We start from the raw sequence: 23,244 nt of genomic DNA on the forward strand, positions 1-23,244 counted from the left end.
AGTGCAGCGCAGTGCCCTGCCGCTAGAATCGATCAAGCACGAAGGAGCAGGAGAATCGGTGGTTGAGAAAGCGGCGAAGTCCAGGGCGAAGGCACAGAAGGCCGACGAGACGCCCCTCGGACCGACCGGTCGTCCCTATCACGGGTTCCCGACCCCTCCGCCGTTGGCGTCTCACGGTCCCGCCCGCATCATCGCGCTCTGCAACCAGAAGGGCGGCGTCGGTAAGACGACCACCTCGATCAACCTCGCGGCGTCGCTCGCGGAGTACGGACGCAAGGTGCTCGCGGTCGACTTCGATCCGCAGGGTGCGCTGTCTGCCGGTCTCGGCATCCAGACGCACGATGTGCCGACCATCTACGACCTGCTGCTCGACACCAAGCGCGACGCCCACGACGCGATCGTGCGCTCGGGTGTCGCCGGTCTCGATGTCATGCCCGCCAACATCGATCTGTCCGCCGCCGAGGTGCACCTCGTCAACGAGGTCGCTCGCGAGACGATCCTCGCGCGCGTGCTCCGTCAGGTCGCGGGCGAGTACGACGTCATCCTGATCGACTGCCAGCCTTCACTCGGTCTGCTCACCGTCAACGCGCTCACCGCGGCACACGGTGTGATCATCCCGCTGGAGTGCGAGTTCTTCGCGCTCCGCGGTGTGGCTCTGCTGATCGAGACCATCGACAAGGTGCGGGATCGACTGAATCCGTCGATCACTATGGACGGTCTGCTGGCGACCATGTACGACCCGCGCACCCTGCACTCTCGTGAGGTCCTCGAGCGAGTGGTCGAGGCATTCGGCGATGACGTCCTCGAGACCGTCATCGGACGCACGGTGAAGTTCCCCGACGCGTCGGTCTCGGGTGTGCCCATCACCGAGTTCGCTCCCGAGCACGCCGCCGCGCAGGCCTATCTGCGACTGGCGCGGGAGCTGGTCGCCCGTGGCGCCGTCGCCTGAGGTCGATCCGACCTCTCCACCGGCCGAGGCGCCTGACACAGACGAGTCCTCCGAGGCGACGGACGACGGTGGTTCGGGCTTCCGCGTCTCGCTGTCGAACTTCGACGGACCGTTCGACCTGCTGTTGAACCTCATCTCGAAACACGAGATGGACATCACCGAGGTCTCCCTCAGCGCGGTCACGAACGAGTTCATCGCCTACCTCAAGATGCTCGACGACGATGAGGAGCTCGACCAGGCGTCGGAGTTCCTTGTGGTCGCCGCGACACTGCTCGACATGAAGGTCGCCGGCCTCCTGCCGCAAGGGGAGCTGGTGGACGCCGAGGCGGTCGCACTGCTCGAGGCGCGAGATCTGCTGTTCGCGAGGCTGCTCCAGTACCGCGCGTTCAAAGAGGTCTCCGCGTGGTTCGCGCGCTGTCTCCAGAGGGAGGACCGGCGCCACGCACGCGCGGTGCGACTCGACGAGAGGCACCGGAGGAAGACTCCGGAGCTCGTGTGGTCGCTCAGCGTCGACGACTTCGCTGCACTCGCGCTGCTGGCGTTCGCCCCGAAGGAGCTCCCGCACGTCGGTCTCGACCACCTGCATGCGCCGCTCGTGAGCATCCGAGAGCAGGCGGCGATCGTGGTCACTCTGCTTCGGAGTGCAGAGACCGTGAGCTTTCGCGAACTCGTGGCGGGCGTGAGCGAGGTGGGCGTCGTCGTCGCCCGTTTCATCTCGGTGCTCGAGCTGTACCGCCATGCCGCACTGTCGTTCGAACAGTTGGAACCGCTCGGCGAACTCACGCTGCGCTGGGCAGCCGACTCATGGTCGGACGAGACACTCGCAAGTCTGGGGGCCGACTATGACCGATGACGTGACGACCGCCGATGACACTGCGCCTCACGGGGCGTCGCCGAGTCCGCTCGCCGAGAAAGTCGAGGCGATCCTGCTGGTCATCGACGAGCCGATCGGCCTCGTGGCACTGGCCGCGGCCGTCGGCTCACCCGTGGCCGCCGTGCGGCAGACGCTCGAGACGCTCGTGAACGACTACGACGGGCTCGGGCAGGGCCCGCGACGAGGGTTCGAGCTACGCGAAGTGGGCGGCGGCTGGCGGCTCTACGTGCGCGAGGATCACGACGACATGGTCGCCGACTTCATCGGCGGACAGGCTCCCGCCCGCTTGTCGCAGGCGGCCCTGGAGACCTTGGCGGTGATCGCCTACAAGCAGCCCGTCACCCGCAGCCAGGTCGCGTCGATTCGCGCCGTGAACGTCGATTCCGTCGTGCGCACGCTTCTCGCCCGAGGACTCATCACCGAGCTCTTCGCGGATTCCGAGACGGGCGCCATCAACTACGGCACGACCGAGGCGCTGCTCCAGCACCTCGGCATCAACTCGCTCGACGAGCTGCCGCCGATCTCGCCGCTGCTCGACGACGGTGCAGACGGCTTCGACGAAGGGACCATCCGATGACCACTCCTGATTCCGCTGATCAGACTCAGCCCGAGGGCGTCAGGCTGCAGAAGGTGCTCGCCGCGGCCGGGGTCGCGTCGCGCCGGGTCGTCGAGCAGTACATCGTCGAGGGGCGCATCCGCGTCAACGGACAGACCGTCACAGAGCTCGGTCGGCGCATCGACCCCGAGACCGATCTCGTCGATGTCGACGGCACAGCCATCCAGCTCGATGTGACGAAGCGCTATGTGATGCTCAACAAGCCCACCGGTGTCGTCAGCAGCATGCGCGACGAGAGCGGTCGTCCGGATCTCCGGCGCTTCACCGAGGACTATGAGGAGCGCCTCTACAACGTGGGTCGCCTGGACGCCGAGACGAGCGGACTGCTGATCCTGACCAATGACGGCGAACTCGCGCACGTGCTCGCGCATCCGTCGTTCGGAGTCACCAAGGTGTACATCGCGAAGGTCGAGGGGGCGATGACCGCCCAGACCGTCGCGAAGCTGACGAAGGGGATCGAGCTCGACGACGGTCCGATCGCTGCCGACAAGGCGCGGCTGCTCGACACATCTCGAGGCTCGAGTCTCGTCGAGCTGACGCTGCACTCGGGGCGCAATCGCATCGTGCGCCGGATGCTCGCCGCGGTCGGCCACCCCGTCACCGAACTCGTGCGTCGTCAGTTCGGCCCGCTGCACCTGGGAACGCTCCCTGCCGGTCGGACTCGCGAACTGACTAAAATCGAACTCGGTGCGCTGTTGACTCTCGCGCGCCGTGATTCCGGTGTCGCCGAGGCGCCAGGCGAGCAGCAGGAGAACCAGTGACCGACACCACGCGTGCGCCCGAAAAGGCGCAGACCGCGGAATCGGTCGCGCCCCGCGCAGCGACTCGTCTGTCGGGGACGGTGCGCATCGTCGGAGCAGGTCTTCTCGGTGCGAGCATCGGCCACGCGCTGCGCGCCAAGGGCGTCGACGTCGTGCTCGCCGACACATCGCCTGCGCAGCTGCGGCTCGCGGTCGACTACGGCGCAGGACGCATGGCCGCCGACGACGACGCGCCGTCGCTGGTCGTGGTCGCCGTTCCGCCGGACGTGACCGCGGATGTCATCCAGGCCGAGCTCTCTCGTCACCCTGACGCCGTCGTCACGGATGTCGCGAGCGTCAAGCTCGAGCCGTTCCGCGAGCTGCAGAGCCGCGGCGTCGATCTGACGCGCTACATCGGCTCACATCCGCTCGCCGGCCGTGAGCGCGGGGGAGCCATCTCGGCCCGCGCCGACCTCTTCATCGGCCGTCCGTGGGTGGTGTGCCGCGATCACGAGACCAAAGCCTCAGACCTCGCGCTCGTCGAGGCTCTCGCGCTCGACGTCGGTGCGATGCCCGTGGAGATGACGCCGGAGGAGCACGACCGATCGGTCGCGCTGACCTCGCACGTGCCGCAGGTGGTCGCGAGCCTGCTCGCGGGTCGCCTCGCCGGCGCCGACGACGGTGCGCTGCGGCTCGCGGGCCAGGGCGTGCGCGACACCACGCGCATCGCCGCATCGGCCCCTGAACTGTGGGTGCAGATCCTCGGCGCGAACGCGAGCCCCGTGGTCGAGATCCTCGATGCGCTCGCAGATGACCTGCGCCAGGTCTCGGATGCACTTCGTGCGCCCGATGCACCGGGGGCTCGGCGTATCGTCGCCGAGACGATCCGCCAGGGCAACGACGGTGTCGAGCGCCTCCCCGGCAAGCACGGTCAGAATCAGCGCTTCGAGACGCTCGTCGTCATGATCGACGACACGGCGGGGCAGCTGGGGCGCCTGTTCGGTGAGCTGGGCGAACTCGGTGTGAACGTCGAAGACCTGCGCCTCGAGCATTCTCCGGGTGCGCAGTTCGGTCTGGCCGAGATCAGCGTCGACCCGGCTGCGCTGCACGGCGCGATCACAGGACTACAGGAACGCGGCTGGCGGATTGCGGGTACGACCAATGACTGAGCTTCTGACCGATGCGGAGCGGCCCGGCACCACCCGTGCGGACTTCATCGCGATCGACGGCCCCGCGGGATCCGGCAAGTCGAGTGTGTCCAAAGCCGTCGCGCGCACCCTCGGCTTCGGCTACCTCGACACGGGATCGGTGTACCGGGCGCTGGCATGGCATGTGCTCGACCGCGGTGCGGACACGGATGATGCGGATGCCGTTCGCGCTGCCGCATCTGACTTCCCGGTGAGGGTCGGGCTCGACCCCGACGATCGAACCGTGCAGGTGGGCGACGTCGATGTGACCGAGGCCATACGCGAACCCCGCGTATCGAACGCGGTGAGCGGCGTGGCACGCGTCACGGAGGTTCGCGAACAGGTCAACCGCCTGTTCCGGTCGCTCGTGGCCGAGGCGCCGTACCCCGCGGTCGTCGTCGAGGGCCGCGACATCACGACCGTCGTCGCGCCCGACGCGCCGGTGCGCATCCTGCTCACGGCTGCGCCCGAGGTGCGCGCCGCGCGACGGGCCGGGGAACTCGCGGGCGAGAACGCCGACGCGGTCGCCGCGGCCCTGCACAAGCGCGATGCATCGGACAGCGCGGTCGTCGACTTCCTGAATGCCGCAGACGGCGTCGAGGTGGTCGACTCGACCGAACTCGATTTCCCACAGACCATCGACGCCGTCCTCACGGTGATCGAACGACTCCGAGGAGCACAGCATGGCTGACGACGAATACGAAGGCGGCCCTGACCAGCTCGCCGAGAAGATGGAATCACTCGACGAGCAGCTCGCCGAGGCGCGCGCCGAGACGTTGCGACAGGGACTCGCCGACTACGAACTCGACGATGAAGACGCGGCCCTGCTCGCGGGCATCACCATGGGCGAAGACGGCATCCAGTTCATGCCGGCGCTGCCCGTGGTGGCGATCGTGGGACGCCCGAACGTGGGCAAGTCCGCCCTCGTGAACCGCATCCTCGGTCGACGCGAAGCCGTGGTCGAAGACACCCCCGGTGTCACGCGCGACCGTGTGACGTACAAAGCCGAGTGGGCCGACCGCCGTTTCACGCTCGTCGACACCGGTGGATGGGAGCCCGACGCCAAGGGCATCGACCGTTCCGTCGCGGCGCAGGCCGAGGTCGCGATCGACCTCTCCGATGTCGTGCTGTTCGTCGTCGATGCGATGGTCGGAGCGACCTCGACCGATGAGCACGTCGTGAAGCTGCTGCGCAAGAGCGGCAAGCCGGTGTTCCTCGTCGCGAACAAGATCGACGACGGACGCCAGGAGCCTGAGGCCGCTGCGCTGTGGAACCTGGGACTCGGCGAGCCGTACCCCGTGTCGGCGATCCACGGCCGCGGTGTGGCGGACCTGCTCGATGCCGTGTTGAAGAAGGTTCCCGAGGTCTCGGCTGTCGCGAAGGCCGAGATCGGCGGACCGCGCCGCGTGGCCATCCTCGGGCGTCCGAACGTCGGCAAGTCGTCGCTGCTCAACAAGGCAGCCGGTGAGGAGCGCGTGGTCGTCAACGACCTCGCGGGAACCACCCGCGACCCGGTCGACGAGATCGTCGAGCTCGGAGGCAAGCTCTGGACGCTGGTCGACACAGCGGGCATCCGTCGTCGCGTGCACATGGCGCAGGGCGCGGACTTCTATGCATCGCTGCGCACATCGGCGGCGCTCGAGAAGGCCGAGGTCGCCGTGGTCGTGCTCGACGTCTCCGAGACGATCAGCGAGCAGGACGTGCGCATCATCGACCTCGTGCTGGAGTCGGGCCGCGCTCTGGTGCTGGCGTTCAACAAGTGGGACCGCCTGAACGACGACGACCTCGAGAACGCCGATCGACGTCGGTATCTCGAACGTGAGATCGAGCAGGACCTGGCGCACGTCGCCTGGGCTCCCCGGGTGAACATCTCGGCCAAGACCGGTCGTCACCTCGACAAGCTGGTGCCTGCGCTCGAGACCGCGCTCGAAAGCTGGGACCGCCGCATCCCCACCGGCAAGTTCAACGCGTTCCTCGCGGAGCTGGTCGCCGAGCACCCGCACCCGCTGCGTGGAGGCAAGCAGCCGCGCATCCTGTTCGGTACGCAGGCATCGACCCGCCCGCCGACGTTCGTGCTGTTCACGACCGGTTTCCTCGACCCGGGCTATCGCCGCTTCATCCAGCGTCGCCTGCGAGAACTGTACTCGTTCGAGGGTTCGCCGATCGTCGTCAACATGCGTGTGCGCGAGAAGCGCCAGCGCTGACACTCTCTCCGGCCCGGTCGTCGTCGGTGTACGCGTTCCCGCGTGTGACGGCGATCGGTCCCGATACCGGAATGCTGTGAAAGGCTGGAACGGTGACTGTCGTACCTCCCGCTGCCGGTGAACCCCGTCGCCCTGATGGGCCGCGGAATCCTGGCGATGCATGGGTGGTCGCGCCGTCGGGGGAGAAGTACTGGGGTCGTTTCGGCGCCGCGGGACTGCTCGCTGTCGATCCGCAGCGCGGAATCCTGCTGCAGCACCGCGTGGCGTGGAGCCATTTCGGGGGAACCTGGGGCTTGCCCGGTGGAGCCATGCACGAAGGTGAGAGTGCCATCGTCGGTGCGGTGCGTGAGGCTCAGGAGGAGGCGGGCGTTCCGGATGCCTCGGTGAGACCGCGGTTCACCAGTGTGCTCGATCTCGAGATCTGGTCGTACACGACGGTGATCGCCGACGTCGTGGTGCCGTTCGAACCCGTGATCAGTGACCCCGAGAGCGTGGCACTCGAGTGGGTGCCCATCGACGACGTCGACTCGCGGCCGTTGCATCCCGGCTTCGGTCGCGCCTGGCCCGAGTTGCGCACGCTGCTGGACGTGCATCCGGCACTGGTCGTCGATGCGGCGAACGTGGTCGGATCGGTGCCGAACGGCTGGTGGAAAGACCGCGGCGCTGCGGCTACGCGTCTGGCTGCGAGCTTGGAAGGGCTGACGGTGTCTGCGGCCGATCTGGAGATCGGCGGCACCGAATGGTTCCCCGAGATCGCGCTGGTGGTCGAGGGAAAGGCGCGTGGGATCGAGGCGGCTGCCGCGGAGGAAGCGGGTGAGCTGTTGCCCTCCGGTGTCGTCTCGGTCGTCGAGGCCCCCGCTTCCGGCGACGACGCGATCGTCGCAGAAGTCGAGCGTCGTTCGCTCGCGGGGCAGCAGGTGATCGCCGTGACGAGCGACCGTGAGCTGCAGGAGCGGGTCGTCAGGGCCGGCGCGGCGCGGGTGCGCTCCTCGGGATGGCTCCGCGCACTGCTGGATCATCAGGGCTGAGTAACCCGAACTGTCGGCCCTCACCGATCTTCCGACGGTGCCCGACACCGGTCGCTCCGCCGACTACTCCGGGAAGATACCGGCTTCCCCGGATGCTCGTCCGCGGAGTCGATCGATATCGCGGCGCTCTCGTTTCGTGGGGCGCCCCGCTCCACGATCGCGCAGCCCCAGAGCCGCCTGCGGCTCACGCTCCGGCGTGCGGTCCTCGTAGGCGAGGGCGGCCAGGGGAGCGCCGACGCGCTTGACCAGGAGTTGGCGAACGATCAGGATCCGGTCGAAGCCGGCGATGCGCACGCGCAGTTCATCGCCGACCCGAACGTGCTGTGCAGCCTTCACCTTGTCGCCATTCACCCGTACATGCCCCGCGCGGCATGCAGTGGTGGCGGCCGACCGCGTCTTGTAGACGCGGATCGCCCAGAGCCAGCTGTCGACACGTGCGGCATCGGCCATCAGGAGACTCCTCTTCGCAGGGTGATCGGGGTGGTGGGCATGATGATCAGCCTCTTCCGGCGTCTCAGCCGGTCATCGCGTCGACAGCCTGTGGGCACTGTTCGCGGTCACGATTCGACGGTCACCTGGGTGATTTGGCCGTCTGCTCCGAGATGCACAGCGGGCCAATACCCCTCGGGGAAGTGCTCTCCGCAGGTGTCGATCAGGTGCAGCACGACGGTGCCGTCGGCCGAGGCCTCCAGGGTCTCGAGGCTCAGGTCGGTCGCGGCATCGTCGAGCTCGTGCTGTTCGGGGGACGCGGTGCTGAATGCAGCCACCACGGCATCCGTCGCGAGTCGTCGCAGCGCAGGAAGCGCCGAGATCGTCTGGTGCACGCGGGGGAGCAGCGCCTTCGCCTCGTCGACGTTCGTTCCCTCGATCAAGAGGTCGAGAGGCGCACCCTCCACGACCGTGCCGCCTGCGTACCAATCATGGGTCAGAACCGTGCCGTCTCCCAGCTCTGTCGTCGCGCGGACGAGGGTGCCGAGTTCGGGGTCTTCGATGATCGGATGCTCGTCGCTCATATCGTCCACGCTACTGCTCGTTCACGACCTGAGCTCGCGCGCGACCAGCGTGCGGCCCGGCTTCATCTCGGCCCGCTCGGTGAATCCTGCGGCGAGGAAGGTTCCGAGTGTGCCGTGGAAGAGGTCGTTCGTCCGCTTCTTCTCCCCGCGGGTGTCGACCGGATAGCCCTCGATGACCCGCGCTCCGGCCGTGTCGGCGAAGTCGACAGCGGCGCGCAGCAGCTCGAGATTGAGGCCTGAGCCTCGGTGTTCCCGACGCACCACGAAGCAGGTCACCGCCCACACGGAGTCGTCGTCGAACGGTTCGTCGGATGCCGCCGCGATCATCCGAGTGCGGGGGATCCGTGCCTGGCGTGTGCGGGGGCCGATACGGATCCACCCCGCAGCCTCGCCGTCGACGTACGCGATGAGTCCAGGAGGCGGGCCTTCAGCGATCTCGTCTCGCAGCATCTCCGTGCGCTGCGGAGTCGTCGTCTGCTGCCAGTCCTTGTTGCTGAGCATCGGCCAGATGCACTGGCAGCTGGCACCGTCGCCGCCGCCGGTGAGCGCGCGCTGCACGTCATCCCATCTCGCAGTCGTCGCCACTTCGGTCGCGATCGTCACCATGCAGCGACGCTACGCTCGGCCTCCGACATCCCGCAACGCCCGGCGCGCGCCCAGTTCGCGGAGCACGCCGGAGTGGGGCTAAGATAGGGGAGTTGCCTGCGCGAGAGTGCAGAACAACGGGCTGTGGCGCAGCTTGGTAGCGCACTTGACTGGGGGTCAAGGGGTCGCAGGTTCAAATCCTGTCAGCCCGACCAATTTGCTTCCGTTAGAAACTAGAGCACAAGAAATTGATCGACTACTCGGGAGATCCCCGCCGGAAACGGCGGGGATCTCCTGGTTTTCACCCTCATGGCCCTTGCGCGCAACGGATGCTAGATCCGGCTCCACGCCGCGGGTACCCCGGGCGATGGTGAAGAGCTCTTTGAACGGCGGGGCCAGGACGGCCTCGAGGCGATGTTCATCGCCCTCGGTCAGGTGGACGTCGAGACGTTCGAAGAGGACTTGGTTCAGCATGCGGCGAATCTGTTCGGGCGGGCGCCGGTAGGCATCAGCGGCATACCTCGCGATCTCGATGGCCATCGAGAGATACCGCTCGTTCTTCTCAAGATCGACGCTGAGAGTTTCAAGGTCTCGGCTCACGGCGGTGAGCTCCTGGTCAAGGCGCTTCTGCTCGCTGCGGAGCATCTCGATCGGGATGGCGTCGTTGTAGTGGGCTTCGAGGAGCTTGCGCTGCTTGCGTTCGGCATCCACCTTCTGCGCGGTGGAGGGCATCGCGTTGCTGGTCGGTCTCCTTCGTGAGGGTCTTCAGCTCGCGCCTCATGGTGCTCTCGAGCCAGTCCGCCTCTACGGTGCTGAGTGCGATCCGGTCATCGAGATCTTGAATGAGCTGCTCGACGCGCACGATCTGGATGGAGCGTAGATCGCAGTTGTTGCGCTTCGAGTGTCTGCCGAGACACGAGTAGTACGGATACTCTTCGCCGTGCGCGCGGTGGCGACCTGGACGATCATGCGGAAGCCGCACCGGCCGCAGTAGAGGGTGGACTTGAGGTAGTGGTCGTGGGTGACGCTTCGCTCGCCGTTGATCTTCGATGAGAGAAGCTGTTGCACCTGCTCGAACAGGTCTGGTGTGATGAGCGACGCATGCTTGCCCGGGTGCTGGGCGCCTTTGTAAGTCACGATGCCGAGGTAGTAGGGATTGGTGAGGACCTGGTGCACCTGCCTTACTTCAACCGGTTTCTCAGGGAACTTCGCCGTCTGGGGCTTGGTGAGACCTCGCGCGTTGAGCGCCGTAGTAAAGGATCGAACGCTGGAGTTGCCTGTCGCGTATTGCTCGAACGCCCACGTGATGAGCGGTGCTCGGTTCAGGTCGACTTCGACCGTCCGGATCTCCCGCCCGTCCCGCACGTCACGAACGTTGCGGTAGCCGAGAGCTGCCCTACCGACGCTGCCTCCTGAGCGGACCTTCTCGGTCATTCCCTTCTTGACCTCGTTGGAGAGATTCTTCGAATAGAACTCGGCGATCGAGGACATGATGCCGTGGAGGAGTAGACCGCCGGGGCTTGATCGATGTTCTCGATCGTGGAGACGAAGCGGACTCCGAACTCGTCGAAGCGCTTGTTGAGCTCGACATCGTCGGCGCGGTTGCGGGCGAGCCGGTCGACCTTGTGCACGATGACGTAGTCGATGTGTTCTGCTTCCTCGCCGAGATAGCGGAGCATCGCCTGCAGCGCGGGGCGGTTCGTGGTCGTGCCAGATACGCCTCGCTCAACGAACTCCTTGACGACCATGGCTCCCATCGACTGCGCCTTCTTCCTGTTCGCTTCGCGCTGCGCCGGGATGGAGAAGCCTTCTTCACGGCCGCCGCGCTCAGCTTGTTCGCGGGCGGAGACGCGCGGGTACGAGACGGCGCGCTTCGGCGTGAACGACTGCGTGAGTGCGGCGAAGGGATCGAGCGCCTGAGCTGGTGGCTGTGGTTGGGTGTAGGTGGGCATGGTCATGTGTCCATTGACGCTCTGCTGCGCGGAAGATTTCAGTCCGAAATTATGCTCCTCGTCTGGGTTTTCCACAGGTGCGCCACGGGTGTCGGAGGCCACGTCTAGGGTGACGTCGTCGTCGGCGGCTTGCGAGCGTGTCGCGCGCTGGCTGAGCGCGAGCGTCGGCGTATAATCGAAGATGTGTTCGAATGGCTAATGGAGGCCGGTGACACCGCCTCCGTGGAAAGGAGTAGTGATGTCATTCAAGTTCGAGTTCGATGAGAAGGCGCTCAAGCGTGAGCTGGCGCGCCAGGCACAGCCCGAGATGGACCGGATCGCTCGCGAGATGACGCGCGAGATGGAACGGCTGCGTGGTCTTCCGATCGACCAGATTAAGCCCGCCCTCCAGCGTCTCTTCGCCCGTGATGGCGGGAGCATTACCGAGCCGGAACTCAGCGAGTATGCCCAGATGATCCACGACGGCACTCGCATCGAGTTCAAGGCCAACAGGATTGGGTGGTAGTCCGTGGTCCGTCGTATCTCTTCTGCACAGCTCAAGGCTCAGCTGCGCCAGGCGCAGCAGAAGCAGCGTCAGGCCATCAACCAGTACAACCAGGGCGTGCGCAAGCTCAACCAGGCGATCAACCAGTACAACAGTGCTGCCCGGGCGCATAACGCCAAGGTGCGCGCGAACCAACAGCGGCTGCAGCGCGAGCTCGCAAGGCTGAACTCGCGGTCATCGTCGACGCGTTACGTGACCTACACGACGTCAGTGCAGACGTTGCAGCGATCGTTCACGCGGGTTGAGTCCGCCGCCGAGAGCGGCGCCTGGCAGGACGAGCGCAACCTGCTCGATCTGGCCGAGGGCGAAGCTGCGAACAGCGTTGCCGCTCTCAATTCCCTGCTTGCTGACCCGAGCGAGGCGACGGAGGACCTGCCGGAACTCCAGAAGACGGAGATTGCGGGCGAACTTGCCGAGATCAACCCCGACCTCGACTCCCGCTGGCGAGGAGCGCTCTACGCGCTCAGCCCTCAGAATCCAGACGCGGCACGACACTTCTGCACCAGCGCTCGCGAGATCATCGCAACGATCCTCGAAACGGAAGCACCCGACGCGGCTGTCAAACAGGCCATCCCTGACTACCCGAAGACCCCCAATGGTGGTGTTTCCCGGCGCGCACGGATCCAGTACTTCATTCAGCGCCGGGGCGAGCACGAGGCTCTGACGGAGTTCGTCGATGACGACATCAACAGCGTCATCGCCCTGTTCGACGAGTTCAACCGCGGCACCCACGGCGGCGCGGGCGCATTCAGCCTCGGTCAGCTCGGCGCGATCAAGACGCGTGTTGAAGGAGCGATCAGGTTTATTCACCGCCTCATCCGCTGACGCGGTCGCATTGGCGTTGCAAGGGTCGGGGCCGCGAGTGCCAGATCTGCACATCTTCACGAAATCGCATAAATATGCGACAATCGGCACAGATATCAGCGTCAGGTTGAGTGGTTCCGCTCCCGGCTGAGTCGAGCATCACCACCGCCAGGCGGCGCGGCACTCTAGCGGTGTCAGTGCTCCCCGGTAGCGTGGGACACGCCCCGAGAGCACAACTTAAGACGCGCCTCAGCGCGGAGGAGAACCAGCACAGCATGACAACGCTCAGCACCAGGTGGTCGCACGGCCCCAGCAGCACAACGCGTAACCGTGACGCCCATCGCCAGGAGGTCACTCGATGACTCCGTCGGTGCCGGACGAGACCCGGGACGCTCACGAAGAGATGCTCGCCCAGCTCCGCGACCTGGTGCCCAGTGCCTTCCTCGACGGGGAACTTGACCGCGATGCGTTGCTCGGGGCGCTTGGCCTCGACGGCGAGGTCAAGTCTGCCTTCTCTTTCAGCTGGCCTGGTATCGAGCGAGCACGCCAGGACGCGCGCGTCCCGACCGCGGCAACGCTCATTCCCGATGAGGATGCTTCCGTGCACTGGCCTGACGCCCGCGACGTCCTGATCGAGGGCGACAACCTGCAGGTGCTGAAGCTCCTGAAGAACGGCTACTCACATGCCGTCAAGCTGATCTACATCGACCCGCCGTACAACACGGGCGACACATTCACCTACAACGACGACTTCGCGGTGCCCGAGCGGCAGTATCTGCAAGAGACCGGTCAGGTCGACGACCAGGGCAACGCAACGACCAGCCGGATCGAAACCGGTGGGCGCAAGCATGCGCCGTGGCTGACCATGATGTTCCCGCGCCTCGCGCTGGCTCGTCACCTGTTGCGCCGTGACGGCGTGATCCTCGTTTCCATTGACGACAACGAGGTGCACCACCTGCGGCTTCTGCTCGACGCGGTGTTCGGCGCAGAGAACTTCGTCGGCAGTTTCGTGTGGAACGGCGGTCGCAAGAACGACGCTCGGCAGATTTCGGTTGGTCACGACTACGTGGTGGCCTATGCACGCGACCACGCTTATCTGCGTGAACAGGACGCACGCTGGCGTGAACGGAAGGCCGGACTGGACGAGATCTACGCCAAGGTCGAAGAGCTTCGTGGTAGTCATGGAAAGGACTTCTCTGCAATCCATGGTGGATTGCTCGCCTGGTTCCGTGCACTCCCGGACGAGCATGCATCCAAGTCGCACGAGCACTTCAACTACGTCGACGAGCGAGGGGTCTATTTCCCCGATAACTTGCGCAGCCCCAACCCGCGCCCCAATCTCGTCTACGATTTCAAGGGCTACAAGCCTCATCAGAACGGTTGGGCCTACAGCCGCGAACGCATGGAGCAGCTTGATGCTGACGGCCGCATCTACTACCCGGAGAGCGTCGACCAACGTCTGAAGATCAAGTCATATCTGCACGAGCACGAGGAGTGGGCGCCGGGGTCTGTTTTCTACAAAGATCGCCGGGCAGCCTCGAAGGCGCTCGACAGTCTCATGGGCGCCACCGTCTTCGATTACCCGAAGGACGCAGAGGTGCTCGCCCGTCTCTTCCATGCCATTACCAACGACGGTGACCTGATCCTGGACTTCTTCGCTGGGTCTGGTTCGACGGGCCAGGCGGTATGGGAGCAGAATCCGAAGGACGGTAAGACCCGTCACTGGGTTCTTGTGCAGGCCCCGGAGCGGCCTAGCGCTTCCGAGGATTCGGGTAAGAACGCAATCGCCGCTGGGTACGAGACGATCTTCGAAGTGACGGCTGAGCGCCTGCGCCGTGCGGCAGCCTCTCTGCAGGAGGAGACGCTCGATGCTCCGCAGCTGGGCTTCCGGATTTTCCGGACTCGCCCGACGAACCTCATCATCGAGAAGCCGATCATTGCCTCGGCGGAGCTAACCGGACAGGGCTACCTGACCCAAGTGCTCGATCACACGGCGGGAGCTCCGGTTGTCGACGGCGCGGCGCCGCTCGATGTTGCGTGGGAAGTGGCGATCAAGGCCACTGGTATGAAGCTTGACGCGCGCATGACGACTCACGAGGTCGACGGCGTGACGGTCTACGAGTTCGCTCCCGCTGAGGGCGAGAGCACGTCGGGTCGTCTCTTGATCTCGCTCGATGCATTCTCGCTGGCGACCGCAGATGCGCTGGGACTGAGCGACGACGACACCCTGATCCTTCGCGGTGATCAGGTCGAGGACTCGGTGACGTTGACGTTGGCGCCGCGGTTGCAGTCAAAGCTGATTCTCTTGGAGCGGGTGCCTCGTGAAGTTTCGCTTTGATGATCAGCCGCACCAGTCGGCCGCCGTCTCTGCGGTAGTCGACCTGTTTGAGGGTGCCCTGGTGCCGCCGCGAAATGCGCTTGCTGGGCAGGCGCCTGGCGCTGACGGGCATGCGGGATTCACCCTGGAGCGCACGATCCTTGCCGCCAATCTGAAGGCGATTACGGAGCGCGAGACGGTCGATCCGCAAGGGCAGCTCGAGTTGCTGGCGGAGACGGATCTGCAAGGTACGGACCGTGAGTTCCCGAACTTTTCCGTTGAGATGGAGACCGGTACGGGTAAGACTTACGTCTACATCTCGACGGCGCTTCGTCTGGCAGAGCTGTACGGGCTGCGCAAGTTTGTCATCCTCGTCCACTCGATAGCGATCCGTGCGGGCGTGGTCAAGACGTTCGAGCAGACCGAGGAGCACTTTCGGTTGAAGTATTCGAGCGTCCCGTACTCATGGGGTGTGCTGGGCGAGAACTCGGCGCTGAACGACTTCAGCGAGCCGTCGGGCGCGGTGCAGTTCCTCGTCGCCAGTGTGCAGGCGCTCGACAAGCCGGAGAAGAACACGCTCTACTCCAGTGCAGAGCAGCCGCAGCTGTGGGGCGACGAGTTGAGCGGTGTGCAACAGATCGCAAAGCAGCGTCCGGTCGTCCTGATTGATGAGCCGCAGAACATGGCGACGCCGCTGCGCCGTCAGGCGATTGCCACCCTGAACCCGCTTGTCGCGCTGCGCTACAGCGCAACCCACAAGGAGCCGTTCAACCTCGTGCACCGGCTCGGCCCGAAGCAAGCCGCCGAAGCGGGCCTGGTCAAGCGGGTGTCGGTCAAGGGCATCGTCGCGGGCGAGGACGGTAAGCCCTACGTCCGCCTCGACAAGCTTCGGAGCGTCCGCAAGCGCCTAATGGCCGAAGCCGTCATCGACAAGGCCGGCGGCAAACGGGTGCCGGTGGTGCTGCAGAACGGCACCGACCTGTTCGAGGAGTCCGGCAACCTGCCGCAGTACCGCGGCCTGGTGGTCGACAGTATCGAGCGCAAACCCGACCGCGTGATCTTCGAGAACAAACTCGTCGTGCAGGCCGGAACTGAGACCGGGGTAGATGCGGAGGCCGTGTGGCGCGATCAGATTCGCCACACGATCCGCACGCACCTGGCGCGTCAGGGACAGATCGACGCGATGAACCGTGACGTCAAGGTGCTGTCGCTGTTCTTCGTCGAGCGCGTGGCCGACTACGCCGGTGATGAGGCGGTTTTGCCTGCGATGTTCGATGACCTGTTCTGTGAGGAGTGGCTGCGGGCCGGCTTTCCCGAGAGCGAGATGCCTAACCCTGCCGAGCTGCGAGTTGCCTACTTCCCGTCGACCAAGACGGGCATCTTGAAGGACACGTCTGGCCGAGCAGCGGATGCTGAGGTGGAAGCGCGCGCCTACCGGGAGATCATCGCCAACAAGGAACTGATCCTCGACCGCGCCAACCCGCGCGCGTTCATCTTCTCCCACTCTGCGCTCAAGGAAGGCTGGGACAACCCGAATGTCTTCCAGGTCGGCTTCCTGCGCCACACTCGCTCGGAGTTGGAACGTCGACAGCAGATCGGCCGTGGCCTGCGTCTGCCGGTCGACCAGAACGGTCACCGAGTGATGGACCCGGCGATCAACAGGCTGACGCTCATCGTGGACGAATCGTTCACGGAATTCCGCGACGGCCTGAACGCTGAGTACATCGCCTCCGGTGGTGGTTCTGGCGAGGCTGTGCCCGAGGTCGACAACGCTGACAACGAGGTTATCGTCCGTAGGCGCCCTGCCCTGTTCGAGAGCCCCGAGTTCGCCGATCTCTGGAAGCACATCCGCTACAAGGCGCGCTACCGCGTGACAGTCGATCCGGATGCGCTCCGGGTTGTGGTCGCCGCGTCGGAACACCTGGCTGACCTTGAGTTCATCGAGCGCCGTGCCAATGTGGTGCAGTCCGCTGATCTCGTCTACAACGACGAGGGCCAGGTGATCACGGCCGACTCCGCTGTTGCCGAGTCCCGTGGCGAGCGCGTCGTTGTCGTCGGCCAGCGGCTGCCCGATGTCGTGCAGCTCATCGAGGATCAGCTGCAGTACGGCAAGTTCCCACTACAGCTCACCCGACTGACGATCGCTGGGATTGTGCGCGAGATTTTGAACTACCCCGACCGCGATCATGCCCGGCATGTACTCGATGACCCCGACCGCTGGGCACGCATAGTCGCGAACGCCATCCGGATCGTGACGATCGAGCAAATGGTGCGCGGCATCACTTACGAACCGATCGAGGAGTCGGACTGGTGGGACGCCGAAGTCGTGTTCCTCGAAGTCGAGTCGAAGAACCCGCCCCAGCCGTTGCCCGGCAATCCCGATCCGAAGAACGGCGTCATTGTCGCGCCCGCGGGCGGCATGAACCTCTACGACCACGTCGACTACGACAGCCACGTTGAACGCGCCTTTGCCGCGCAGCTGGAGAACAACCGCGAGAACGTCAAACTTTTCACCAAGCTGCCCCGCCGCTTCCGCGTCCGTACACCCGTCGGCGAGTACTCGCCGGACTGGGCCATCGTCTATGACGAGAAAGGCACCCAGCGGCTCTACCTCATTCGCGAGACGAAGGACACGCGCAACCTCGATGACCTCGACTGGGAAGAGGCCATGCGTATCCGCTTCGCCGAGCATCATTTCGATGCCGCACCGATCGGGCCGGTCGACTACAACTACACGACGGATACAGCAGGGCTGCTAATCGGCACCACTCCGGACGAGAGCGAGGGTTCCTGGTGAGCGGGAGCCCTGAGGAAGTTGAACGCTCACCGAGCGGGTGGAACCTCGAGCCGCTCACCCCGGCCTACCTGCCGGATGAGCATGCCGGATACGTCGGCGCCATCGAAGCAGCGCTCCAGGACGATCAGGTGCTCAACATCGCCCTGTCCGGGAACTACGGCGTTGGTAAGAGCAGTATCTTGCGTGAGTTGGCGAAGCGACTCGACGGACGCGTCGTGGAGCTTTCACTCTCAACACTCGCGCCGATCGAGCCTTCGAGTCTTGATGAATCGGTGCCGAAGCAAGCCACGACACCGACCAATCAAATCCAGCAGGAGATCGTCAAGCAGCTTCTGTACCGCGAGGCTCCCGGCAAGATGCCGGGGTCGAGATTCGAGCGGATCGAACGCTTCAAATGGCGGCTAGAGCTTGGCGTTGCCGGGCTGGCCGGACTAATCGTTGCGGTCGCGTTCTTGCTCACCGGCTGGTCAGCACAGATCGCGACAGTGTTCAAGCCGCTCGTCGACGTTGGCCTCTGGATCCACCTGATCATGCTGATCGCAGCTACAGCAACTGTGTTCGGCTTCCGCTGGCTCTCATACGGGCGGATACATATCAAGCAGTTCAGCGCCGGGGCGGCGACGGTCACGCTCGATGAGAAATCGGTCTCGTACTTCGACCAATACCTCGATGAGATCGTTCACTTCTTCGAAGTGTCCAAGAAGCAAGACATCGTGATCTTCGAGGACATCGACCGATTCAACAACTCGCACATCTTCGAGACCCTCCGATCGCTGAACACCTTGCTCAACGGCGCCCCACAGATCAAGAAGAAGATCCGCTTCATCTACGCGATCAAGGACAGCATCTTCGACAAGATCGGCCTCGAGGAACAAGGCCGAAAGCTTGACCAGAGCATCGTCGATGCCGACGACCCCGCGCTCGCGGAGACCATACGTGCCAACCGCACGAAGTTCTTCGACCTTGTGATCCCTGTCGTGCCCTTCATCACGCACCGAAGCGCACGCAACCTGGCAACTCAGCTTCTGGGAAAGGTGCAGCACGCCGTCGAACCGGAACTGCTCGACCTTGCCGCACAGTACGTGCCCGACATGCGACTCCTCATCAACGTTCGCAATGAGTTCATCGTCTTCCGGGACCGGATCTTCTCCGGCGACGGCGAGCAGCTCGACCTGAGTCAAACGGCGCTCTTCGCCATGATGCTCTACAAGAGCACACACCTGAGTGACTTCGAAGCGATCCGAATTGGCAAGAGCAAACTCGACCTCCTTTATGGCATCGGGCGAGATCTTATAGTCAGCAACATCGAGAGGATCGAGAGCGAACGCCGCGGCCTCCAGCGTCGACTCGCGCGCATCGACGGCGCAGCCTCGCGCAGCGACCTGCTCGGCCAACGGCTGATCGCCCACGTCAGTCGGACAGCCCGATCCGCAGGGGTGCCACAGCAGAGCAACGCGACGTTCACATTTGGCGGCGCGAATCGCTCAGAGGCAGATTTGAAAGGCGCTGCGTTCTGGCGCGAATTCGCCTCTACCGACGACGCGACCCTGCACTGGACAACGACCTACAACTACAACAGGTATTCGCTCACCTTCACCCGGACGAGTCTCGCAGCATCGCTCGGTGATCCCATCGATGCCGAGGCGTGGGACGAAGCAGCCCGAGAAGAGCTGCGAGAGGAGATTGCCGAGAAGTCTGAGGCGATCAAGTTCCTTCGTGGTGCAGACATGGGCGCGCTGATCCAGCGCCCCGAGTTCCTCGTCGACTACGAAGGCAAGGCCCAAAGCCTCGATGCTGTTGCCCGTACCTTGCTTCTGGCGGGCCTCGCGTATCAGCTCGTCCGGGCGGGCTTCATCGATCGTGACTTCACGCTTTACACGTCTACTTTCCACGGGGACCGCGTGAGCACCGCATCAACGAACTTCATCATCCATCACGTCGAGCGCGACTCGATGGACGTGCAGTTTGAGCTCACGCCTGACGACGTTGACACGGTTATCCGCGAGCGAGGCCGTCCGGCGCTGAAGGAGTCGGCGCTTTACAACATCGCGATCCTCGACCGCCTGCTTGATTCGGACCCGGCCTCGGCCGACATCATGATTCGCTCCTTGGTGAGTCTCGGCGACGCGCAGAAGCAGTTCCTCCGGGCATATCTCGATTCCGGAAGCCACCGCAGACAGCTGATCGAAAGAATGACGCCAAAGTTCTCGCGAGTGCTGATGCATCTCGTCCGTGAGGTAGAGCTGGACGAGTCCTTGCGGCTCGAGCTTGTTGACGCGGTTCTCGCGAGCCTCGTCGCTGATACGAAGTACCGCACGGACGAGGCGACTTCGGCCTATCTTCTCGAGCACTTTGCGGAGTTTCCAACGGTGTCCTCCGACAAGACCACAACTGCTCAGGCGGTGCGTATCGCCGACCTCTTCGCGGCGGCCGGAGTCGTTGTCCCAATCCTCGCGCCCAGTCGTGAGAACCTGCGGCGCGAGCTCGTTGCCCGCAACCTCTACGAGATCACACTCGCCAACCTCATGACGGCAGTCGGGCCCGGAACAAGCCTCGCGTTGGACTCGCTTGCCTCGGAGAGCGACGCAGTCTATGAGTACTGCCTTGGCAACCTCACTGACTACTTGGACGCGATTGATGAGAGCGACTACGCAACGGTTGACGGTGTCCGGCAGTTCGCTGAGGTAATTGAAGAAGTGTTGGAACGCGGTCACGACACCCACCTGGATCGTGTCGTCTCTGGCGCCGCGAAAGAATGTGTGGTCGAAGCCCTCAGCGACGTCACGTCGGGAGCCTGGCCCGTTCTGGCTAAGTACCAGCGGTTCCCCGCCACTTTCGTTAACGTGACGGGCTACGTCGAGTCGGTCGGCTCGATCGATCGGCATCTTGCGGCGTTGCTTGCGGATAACGGAACAATCTCTGAGGCGGTCAGTGCGGAGGAAGACGCTAAGGAATCCCTCGCTAAGACCATCTTGAGCGCGAGCGCAGTGCTTCCGTCTGCTGACCTTCGGGCGCGTCTGGTAGAGAGCCTGATACTCGAGGACTATCTCAACGTCGACGACCTTCCGACCGAGAAGGGCGAGCTTTTTGCCTGCCTGCGGAAGCGGAACGTCATCGCCGATGATGCGGCGTCGTACGAGCGCCTCGTCGCAACGGATTGGCCGACGCGTGAGGCGTTCATTCATGTCTCGGCTGAGTTCCAGGCCTACGTCACACCTGGCCATGTCGGGAGCGATCTTGCGCCGCTTCTCTTGAGCGCGAAGGTGGACGACGCGGTCAAGCAAGCGATCCTCGCTCGCGCCGACGAGTTCGCTGAGGAAGCGGGTACGGCGGGGCTGACCCAGCTTGCCAAGTTGGCCATCCAGCAGAAGAAGCCGGTGTCAGAGGAGGTTGTCGTCCTGATGGCGCGTGGTGGCGTGCCCGCACAGCACGTCGTGGCGTTGCTGGAGAGTCATATCGCCAGCATCGCCAGGGACCGGCTCGTCACGACTCTCCAGTCGCTAGGCGGCGATTATGCCAAGCTGACCTTCGTTGGATACGACAAGCCCAGGATCTCGAACACGGCGGCGGACCGCGCCCTCCTCGATCGTCTCAAGCGAGAAGGCATCGTCAACTCGTACGACCCGTTGGCATCACCGATCAAGGTGAACAAGAAGCTCAAATAGATGATCGATCGGGTTGGCGGGTGTCACGTTCATCGACCGAAGTTCTATCGCCAGCTCTGAGGGTGCTCCCGCTTCCACTCGCGCCATTCATCGAAGCTGAGGTCAGGTCGCTCGCCTTGCGGTAGCCAGATGCGGCGGAATGGGTCTGACTCTGCAAGGTGGGCTTCCGCAACAGGCCAAGCTTCGCTCGACGTTCGCTTCGCGGGAGCGAACTACGTCGAGGCACTCTTCTCCGAAGGGTTGGTGCCCGACCTCCCGGTGCCGTGGGTGCCGGGCATTGAAGCCTCGGGGACTGTTCATGAGCTCGGCGAAGGAGCGGAAGGCCTCATCGTCGGCCAGGAGGTCGCGGCGCTGACGATCAACGGCGGCGGTGCCTACGGGCAGGTCGCAGTGGCGAACGCGCATCTCATTGCGCCTCTGCCTGAGGGACTCGACATCGCCACGGCCGCAGCCGTCCCTTCCAACACAACGACAGCGCTGATCACCCTCCAACGCGTCGCCCGACTCGGGAGGGGCGAAAGCGTGCTGGTCCAGGCCGCCGCCGGAGGACTCGGATCGCAGTTCGGTCAGGTCGCCAAGCACCTGGGTGCCGACCGAGTCGTCGGCGTTGTCGGAAGCGAGGAGAAGCGGCGGGCCGCCCTCGATTTCGGATACGACGAAGTGTGGCTGCGTGATGATCTCGCTCAGCAGCCGGGCGACCAGTTCGACGTCATTGCCGACCCGGTCAGCGGACCGGCGCGTTCGACCTGCATTGATCTGCTCCGTCTGGGTGGGCGTCTCCTCGCCGTGGGCGATGCTGCTCAGGCCGGGGACCAACAGATCAGCAGCAACGCTCTCTGGTTCGGCGGGAAGGGCGTGATCGGGTTCAACCTCGGCGCTTACGCGGCCACCAAGCCTGAAGTCGTCGGCGCCTACTTCCGCCGTGCCCTCGATCTGGTCGCCCGAGGCGCCGTTAAGGTGCACATCTCTAAGACCGTTCCGATCCAGTCGGCCCCCGCGGTCCTCACCGAGCTGCGAAACGGGGGCACGGTGGGAAAGACCGTCTTCCAGCACGAGTTCTGACATGCACGAGTCGATTCGGATCTGATAGGGATCCTCGCAAACTCCTCGTAAACCCCGACGAGATTTGCCACCGGCCACCAGGAGCCAGGACCTGGCCGGGACCTGATACACGCAAGCCATGCGTTCCATCACGTGAAATCGGCCGTCTGAGGCCCAGATATACCGGAATATCAAGGATTCTGGCTGAACCGCCTACCTGGGGGTCAAAGGGTCGCGGGTCGCCGGTTCACATCCTGTCAGCCCGACCGAGAAAGGCCCGGAAACTCGCAAGAGTCTCCGGGCCTTCTGCATGTGGGGGAAGCCCCTTGAGTCTGCCTCTGTCGTCACTCCGAGGTTGCGTCCTGTCGTTCCGGCACGAGGCCCCAGTCCGTGAGGATGTCGATGGTGACATGGGACACTTCGTCCGGCGCATCCCAGGTGACCATGTGGCCGGCCTCAGGTATGACGTGCTCGGTGATGTTCTCGGCTGCGGCCCACCGTGTCGTCGCCGTGGCGATGTTCCCCGTTCGGTCGCGGTCTCCTCGCACGAGGGCGATCGGCACAGGGGAGCGGTATGCGGGATCGGGGGCGATGAACGCGGCGGTGGCCGCCCAGACATCGAGGAACACGTGCTTGGGCATGCGGGCGAACACCGCCTCGGTGCGGCTGATCGCATCGGCGGACACGGCCGAGGCGCGCGCCATCAGACGCGGAAGCGCGGCTGCGGGCACCAGCGCGAGCAGCGGACGGGCGCTCCGGAGCGCGACTCGCTCGATCCAGGTGAGCGGTCCGGCGTTCCACGCCGAGTCGAGGATGATGATCCCACCCACGAGCTCCGGACGCTCCTTCGCAAAAGCCTGCACGAGATTGCCCCCGAGAGAATGACCCACGAGCACGGGCGCGTCGACGCCGCACTCGGTGAGCAGCG

General features: G+C 64.6%; 21 protein-coding genes and 1 tRNA gene. 15 read left to right on the forward strand and 7 right to left on the reverse strand.

Annotated features, from left to right (window positions below):
* Positions 1–58: 58 nt before the first annotated feature.
* From RWO82_RS08030 to RWO82_RS08065, 8 genes are all read left to right on the forward strand, one after another.
* Positions 59–949, forward strand: a complete 891-nt coding sequence (locus RWO82_RS08030) for a ParA family protein (RefSeq protein ID WP_314425467.1) — start codon at positions 59–61, stop codon at positions 947–949.
* Positions 933–1,802 carry a segregation and condensation protein A gene (locus RWO82_RS08035; RefSeq protein ID WP_399540734.1) on the forward strand — a complete coding sequence of 290 codons (870 nt, stop codon included), beginning with the start codon at positions 933–935 and terminating at the stop codon, positions 1,800–1,802. Before RWO82_RS08030 ends, RWO82_RS08035 begins: the two co-directional genes overlap by 17 nt.
* Complete coding sequence (gene scpB, locus RWO82_RS08040) at positions 1,792–2,400, forward strand: SMC-Scp complex subunit ScpB (protein ID WP_314425469.1); 609 nt, start codon at positions 1,792–1,794, stop codon at positions 2,398–2,400. The genes RWO82_RS08035 and scpB overlap by 11 nt, the downstream gene beginning before the upstream one ends.
* Complete coding sequence (locus RWO82_RS08045; RefSeq protein ID WP_314425472.1) at positions 2,397–3,200, forward strand: pseudouridine synthase; 804 nt, start codon at positions 2,397–2,399, stop codon at positions 3,198–3,200. The genes scpB and RWO82_RS08045 overlap by 4 nt, the downstream gene beginning before the upstream one ends.
* Positions 3,197–4,348 (forward strand): prephenate dehydrogenase, encoded by a 1,152-nt coding sequence (locus RWO82_RS08050; RefSeq protein ID WP_314425474.1) that lies wholly within the window; start codon positions 3,197–3,199, stop codon positions 4,346–4,348. Before RWO82_RS08045 ends, RWO82_RS08050 begins: the two co-directional genes overlap by 4 nt.
* Positions 4,341–5,057 (forward strand): (d)CMP kinase, encoded by a 717-nt coding sequence (gene cmk / locus RWO82_RS08055; protein WP_314425477.1) that lies wholly within the window; start codon positions 4,341–4,343, stop codon positions 5,055–5,057. The genes RWO82_RS08050 and cmk overlap by 8 nt, the downstream gene beginning before the upstream one ends.
* On the forward strand, positions 5,050–6,570 hold the full coding sequence (gene der / locus RWO82_RS08060) for a ribosome biogenesis GTPase Der (protein ID WP_314425479.1): 1,521 nt from the start codon (positions 5,050–5,052) through the stop codon (positions 6,568–6,570). Before cmk ends, der begins: the two co-directional genes overlap by 8 nt.
* Before the next feature lie 92 nt (positions 6,571–6,662).
* Entirely contained in the window at positions 6,663–7,598 is a 936-nt protein-coding gene (locus tag RWO82_RS08065; protein WP_314425482.1) for an NUDIX hydrolase, read from the forward strand.
* Between the two features lie 63 nt (positions 7,599–7,661).
* Here RWO82_RS08065 and RWO82_RS08070 read toward each other — a convergent pair whose 3' ends face one another.
* The 3 genes from RWO82_RS08070 to RWO82_RS08080 form a co-directional block, all read right to left on the reverse strand.
* The gene (locus RWO82_RS08070; protein ID WP_314425484.1) at positions 7,662–8,048 is read right to left on the reverse strand and encodes an RNA-binding S4 domain-containing protein; all 387 of its coding nucleotides are present in this window, start codon (positions 8,046–8,048) and stop codon (positions 7,662–7,664) included.
* 107 nt (positions 8,049–8,155) lie between these two features.
* Positions 8,156–8,611, reverse strand: a complete 456-nt coding sequence (locus tag RWO82_RS08075) for a hypothetical protein (protein ID WP_314425486.1) — start codon at positions 8,609–8,611, stop codon at positions 8,156–8,158.
* Positions 8,612–8,632: 21 nt separating this feature from the next.
* Positions 8,633–9,217 carry a GNAT family N-acetyltransferase gene (locus RWO82_RS08080; RefSeq protein WP_314425487.1) on the reverse strand — a complete coding sequence of 195 codons (585 nt, stop codon included), beginning with the start codon at positions 9,215–9,217 and terminating at the stop codon, positions 8,633–8,635.
* A 117-nt stretch (positions 9,218–9,334) separates the two neighbouring features.
* Between RWO82_RS08080 and RWO82_RS08085 the strand changes: the two genes are divergently transcribed.
* A tRNA-Pro gene (locus RWO82_RS08085) sits at positions 9,335–9,411 on the forward strand.
* On the opposite strand, the gene RWO82_RS08090 is transcribed toward RWO82_RS08085, so the two are convergent.
* The 3 genes from RWO82_RS08090 to RWO82_RS08100 form a co-directional block, all read right to left on the reverse strand.
* Positions 9,374–9,928 carry a hypothetical protein gene (locus RWO82_RS08090; protein WP_314425489.1) on the reverse strand — a complete coding sequence of 185 codons (555 nt, stop codon included), beginning with the start codon at positions 9,926–9,928 and terminating at the stop codon, positions 9,374–9,376. The genes RWO82_RS08085 and RWO82_RS08090 overlap by 38 nt on opposite strands.
* Positions 9,929–10,000: 72 nt before the next feature.
* Positions 10,001–10,687: a recombinase family protein gene (locus RWO82_RS08095; RefSeq protein WP_314425491.1), complete on the reverse strand. Its 687-nt coding sequence runs from the start codon at positions 10,685–10,687 to the stop codon at positions 10,001–10,003.
* On the reverse strand, positions 10,627–11,250 hold the full coding sequence (locus RWO82_RS08100; RefSeq protein ID WP_314425494.1) for a recombinase family protein: 624 nt from the start codon (positions 11,248–11,250) through the stop codon (positions 10,627–10,629). The genes RWO82_RS08095 and RWO82_RS08100 overlap by 61 nt, the downstream gene beginning before the upstream one ends.
* 136 nt (positions 11,251–11,386) lie before the next feature.
* On the opposite strand from RWO82_RS08100, the gene RWO82_RS08105 reads away from it, so the two are divergent.
* From RWO82_RS08105 to RWO82_RS08130, 6 genes are all read left to right on the forward strand, one after another.
* Positions 11,387–11,653: a hypothetical protein gene (locus RWO82_RS08105; protein ID WP_314425496.1), complete on the forward strand. Its 267-nt coding sequence runs from the start codon at positions 11,387–11,389 to the stop codon at positions 11,651–11,653.
* Positions 11,654–11,656: 3 nt separating this feature from the next.
* Entirely contained in the window at positions 11,657–12,517 is an 861-nt protein-coding gene (locus RWO82_RS08110; protein ID WP_314425498.1) for a hypothetical protein, read from the forward strand.
* A gap of 337 nt (positions 12,518–12,854) precedes the next feature.
* Positions 12,855–14,834 carry a site-specific DNA-methyltransferase gene (locus tag RWO82_RS08115; RefSeq protein ID WP_314425500.1) on the forward strand — a complete coding sequence of 660 codons (1,980 nt, stop codon included), beginning with the start codon at positions 12,855–12,857 and terminating at the stop codon, positions 14,832–14,834.
* Positions 14,818–17,610: a DEAD/DEAH box helicase family protein gene (locus tag RWO82_RS08120; RefSeq protein ID WP_314425503.1), complete on the forward strand. Its 2,793-nt coding sequence runs from the start codon at positions 14,818–14,820 to the stop codon at positions 17,608–17,610. Before RWO82_RS08115 ends, RWO82_RS08120 begins: the two co-directional genes overlap by 17 nt.
* On the forward strand, positions 17,607–21,275 hold the full coding sequence (locus RWO82_RS08125; RefSeq protein WP_314425505.1) for a DNA-binding protein: 3,669 nt from the start codon (positions 17,607–17,609) through the stop codon (positions 21,273–21,275). The genes RWO82_RS08120 and RWO82_RS08125 overlap by 4 nt, the downstream gene beginning before the upstream one ends.
* Positions 21,276–21,404: 129 nt before the next feature.
* Positions 21,405–22,337, forward strand: coding sequence for a zinc-binding alcohol dehydrogenase family protein (locus RWO82_RS08130; RefSeq protein WP_399540735.1), 933 nt, complete (start codon positions 21,405–21,407; stop codon positions 22,335–22,337).
* A gap of 323 nt (positions 22,338–22,660) precedes the next feature.
* Here RWO82_RS08130 and RWO82_RS08135 read toward each other — a convergent pair.
* A partial coding sequence (locus tag RWO82_RS08135; protein ID WP_314425509.1) for an alpha/beta hydrolase occupies positions 22,661–23,244 on the reverse strand: 584 nt, incomplete at its 5' end.

The sequence above is a fragment of the uncultured Microbacterium sp. genome (assembly GCF_963521645.1).
Classification (GTDB): domain Bacteria; phylum Actinomycetota; class Actinomycetes; order Actinomycetales; family Microbacteriaceae; genus Microbacterium.

Coding starts and splice junctions, on each gene's coding strand:
- scpB (WP_314425469.1), top strand. CDS start 1,792: ATGACCGATGACGTGACGACCGCCGATGACACTGCGCCTCACGGGGCG.
- RWO82_RS08045 (WP_314425472.1), top strand. CDS start 2,397: ATGACCACTCCTGATTCCGCTGATCAGACTCAGCCCGAGGGCGTCAGG.
- cmk (WP_314425477.1), top strand. CDS start 4,341: ATGACTGAGCTTCTGACCGATGCGGAGCGGCCCGGCACCACCCGTGCG.
- der (WP_314425479.1), top strand. CDS start 5,050: ATGGCTGACGACGAATACGAAGGCGGCCCTGACCAGCTCGCCGAGAAG.
- RWO82_RS08070 (WP_314425484.1), bottom strand. CDS start 8,048: ATGGCCGATGCCGCACGTGTCGACAGCTGGCTCTGGGCGATCCGCGTC.
- RWO82_RS08075 (WP_314425486.1), bottom strand. CDS start 8,611: ATGAGCGACGAGCATCCGATCATCGAAGACCCCGAACTCGGCACCCTC.
- RWO82_RS08080 (WP_314425487.1), bottom strand. CDS start 9,217: ATGGTGACGATCGCGACCGAAGTGGCGACGACTGCGAGATGGGATGAC.
- RWO82_RS08090 (WP_314425489.1), bottom strand. CDS start 9,928: ATGCCCTCCACCGCGCAGAAGGTGGATGCCGAACGCAAGCAGCGCAAG.
- RWO82_RS08095 (WP_314425491.1), bottom strand. CDS start 10,687: ATGTCCTCGATCGCCGAGTTCTATTCGAAGAATCTCTCCAACGAGGTC.
- RWO82_RS08105 (WP_314425496.1), top strand. CDS start 11,387: ATGTCATTCAAGTTCGAGTTCGATGAGAAGGCGCTCAAGCGTGAGCTG.
- RWO82_RS08115 (WP_314425500.1), top strand. CDS start 12,855: ATGACTCCGTCGGTGCCGGACGAGACCCGGGACGCTCACGAAGAGATG.
- RWO82_RS08130 (WP_399540735.1), top strand. CDS start 21,405: ATGCGGCGGAATGGGTCTGACTCTGCAAGGTGGGCTTCCGCAACAGGC.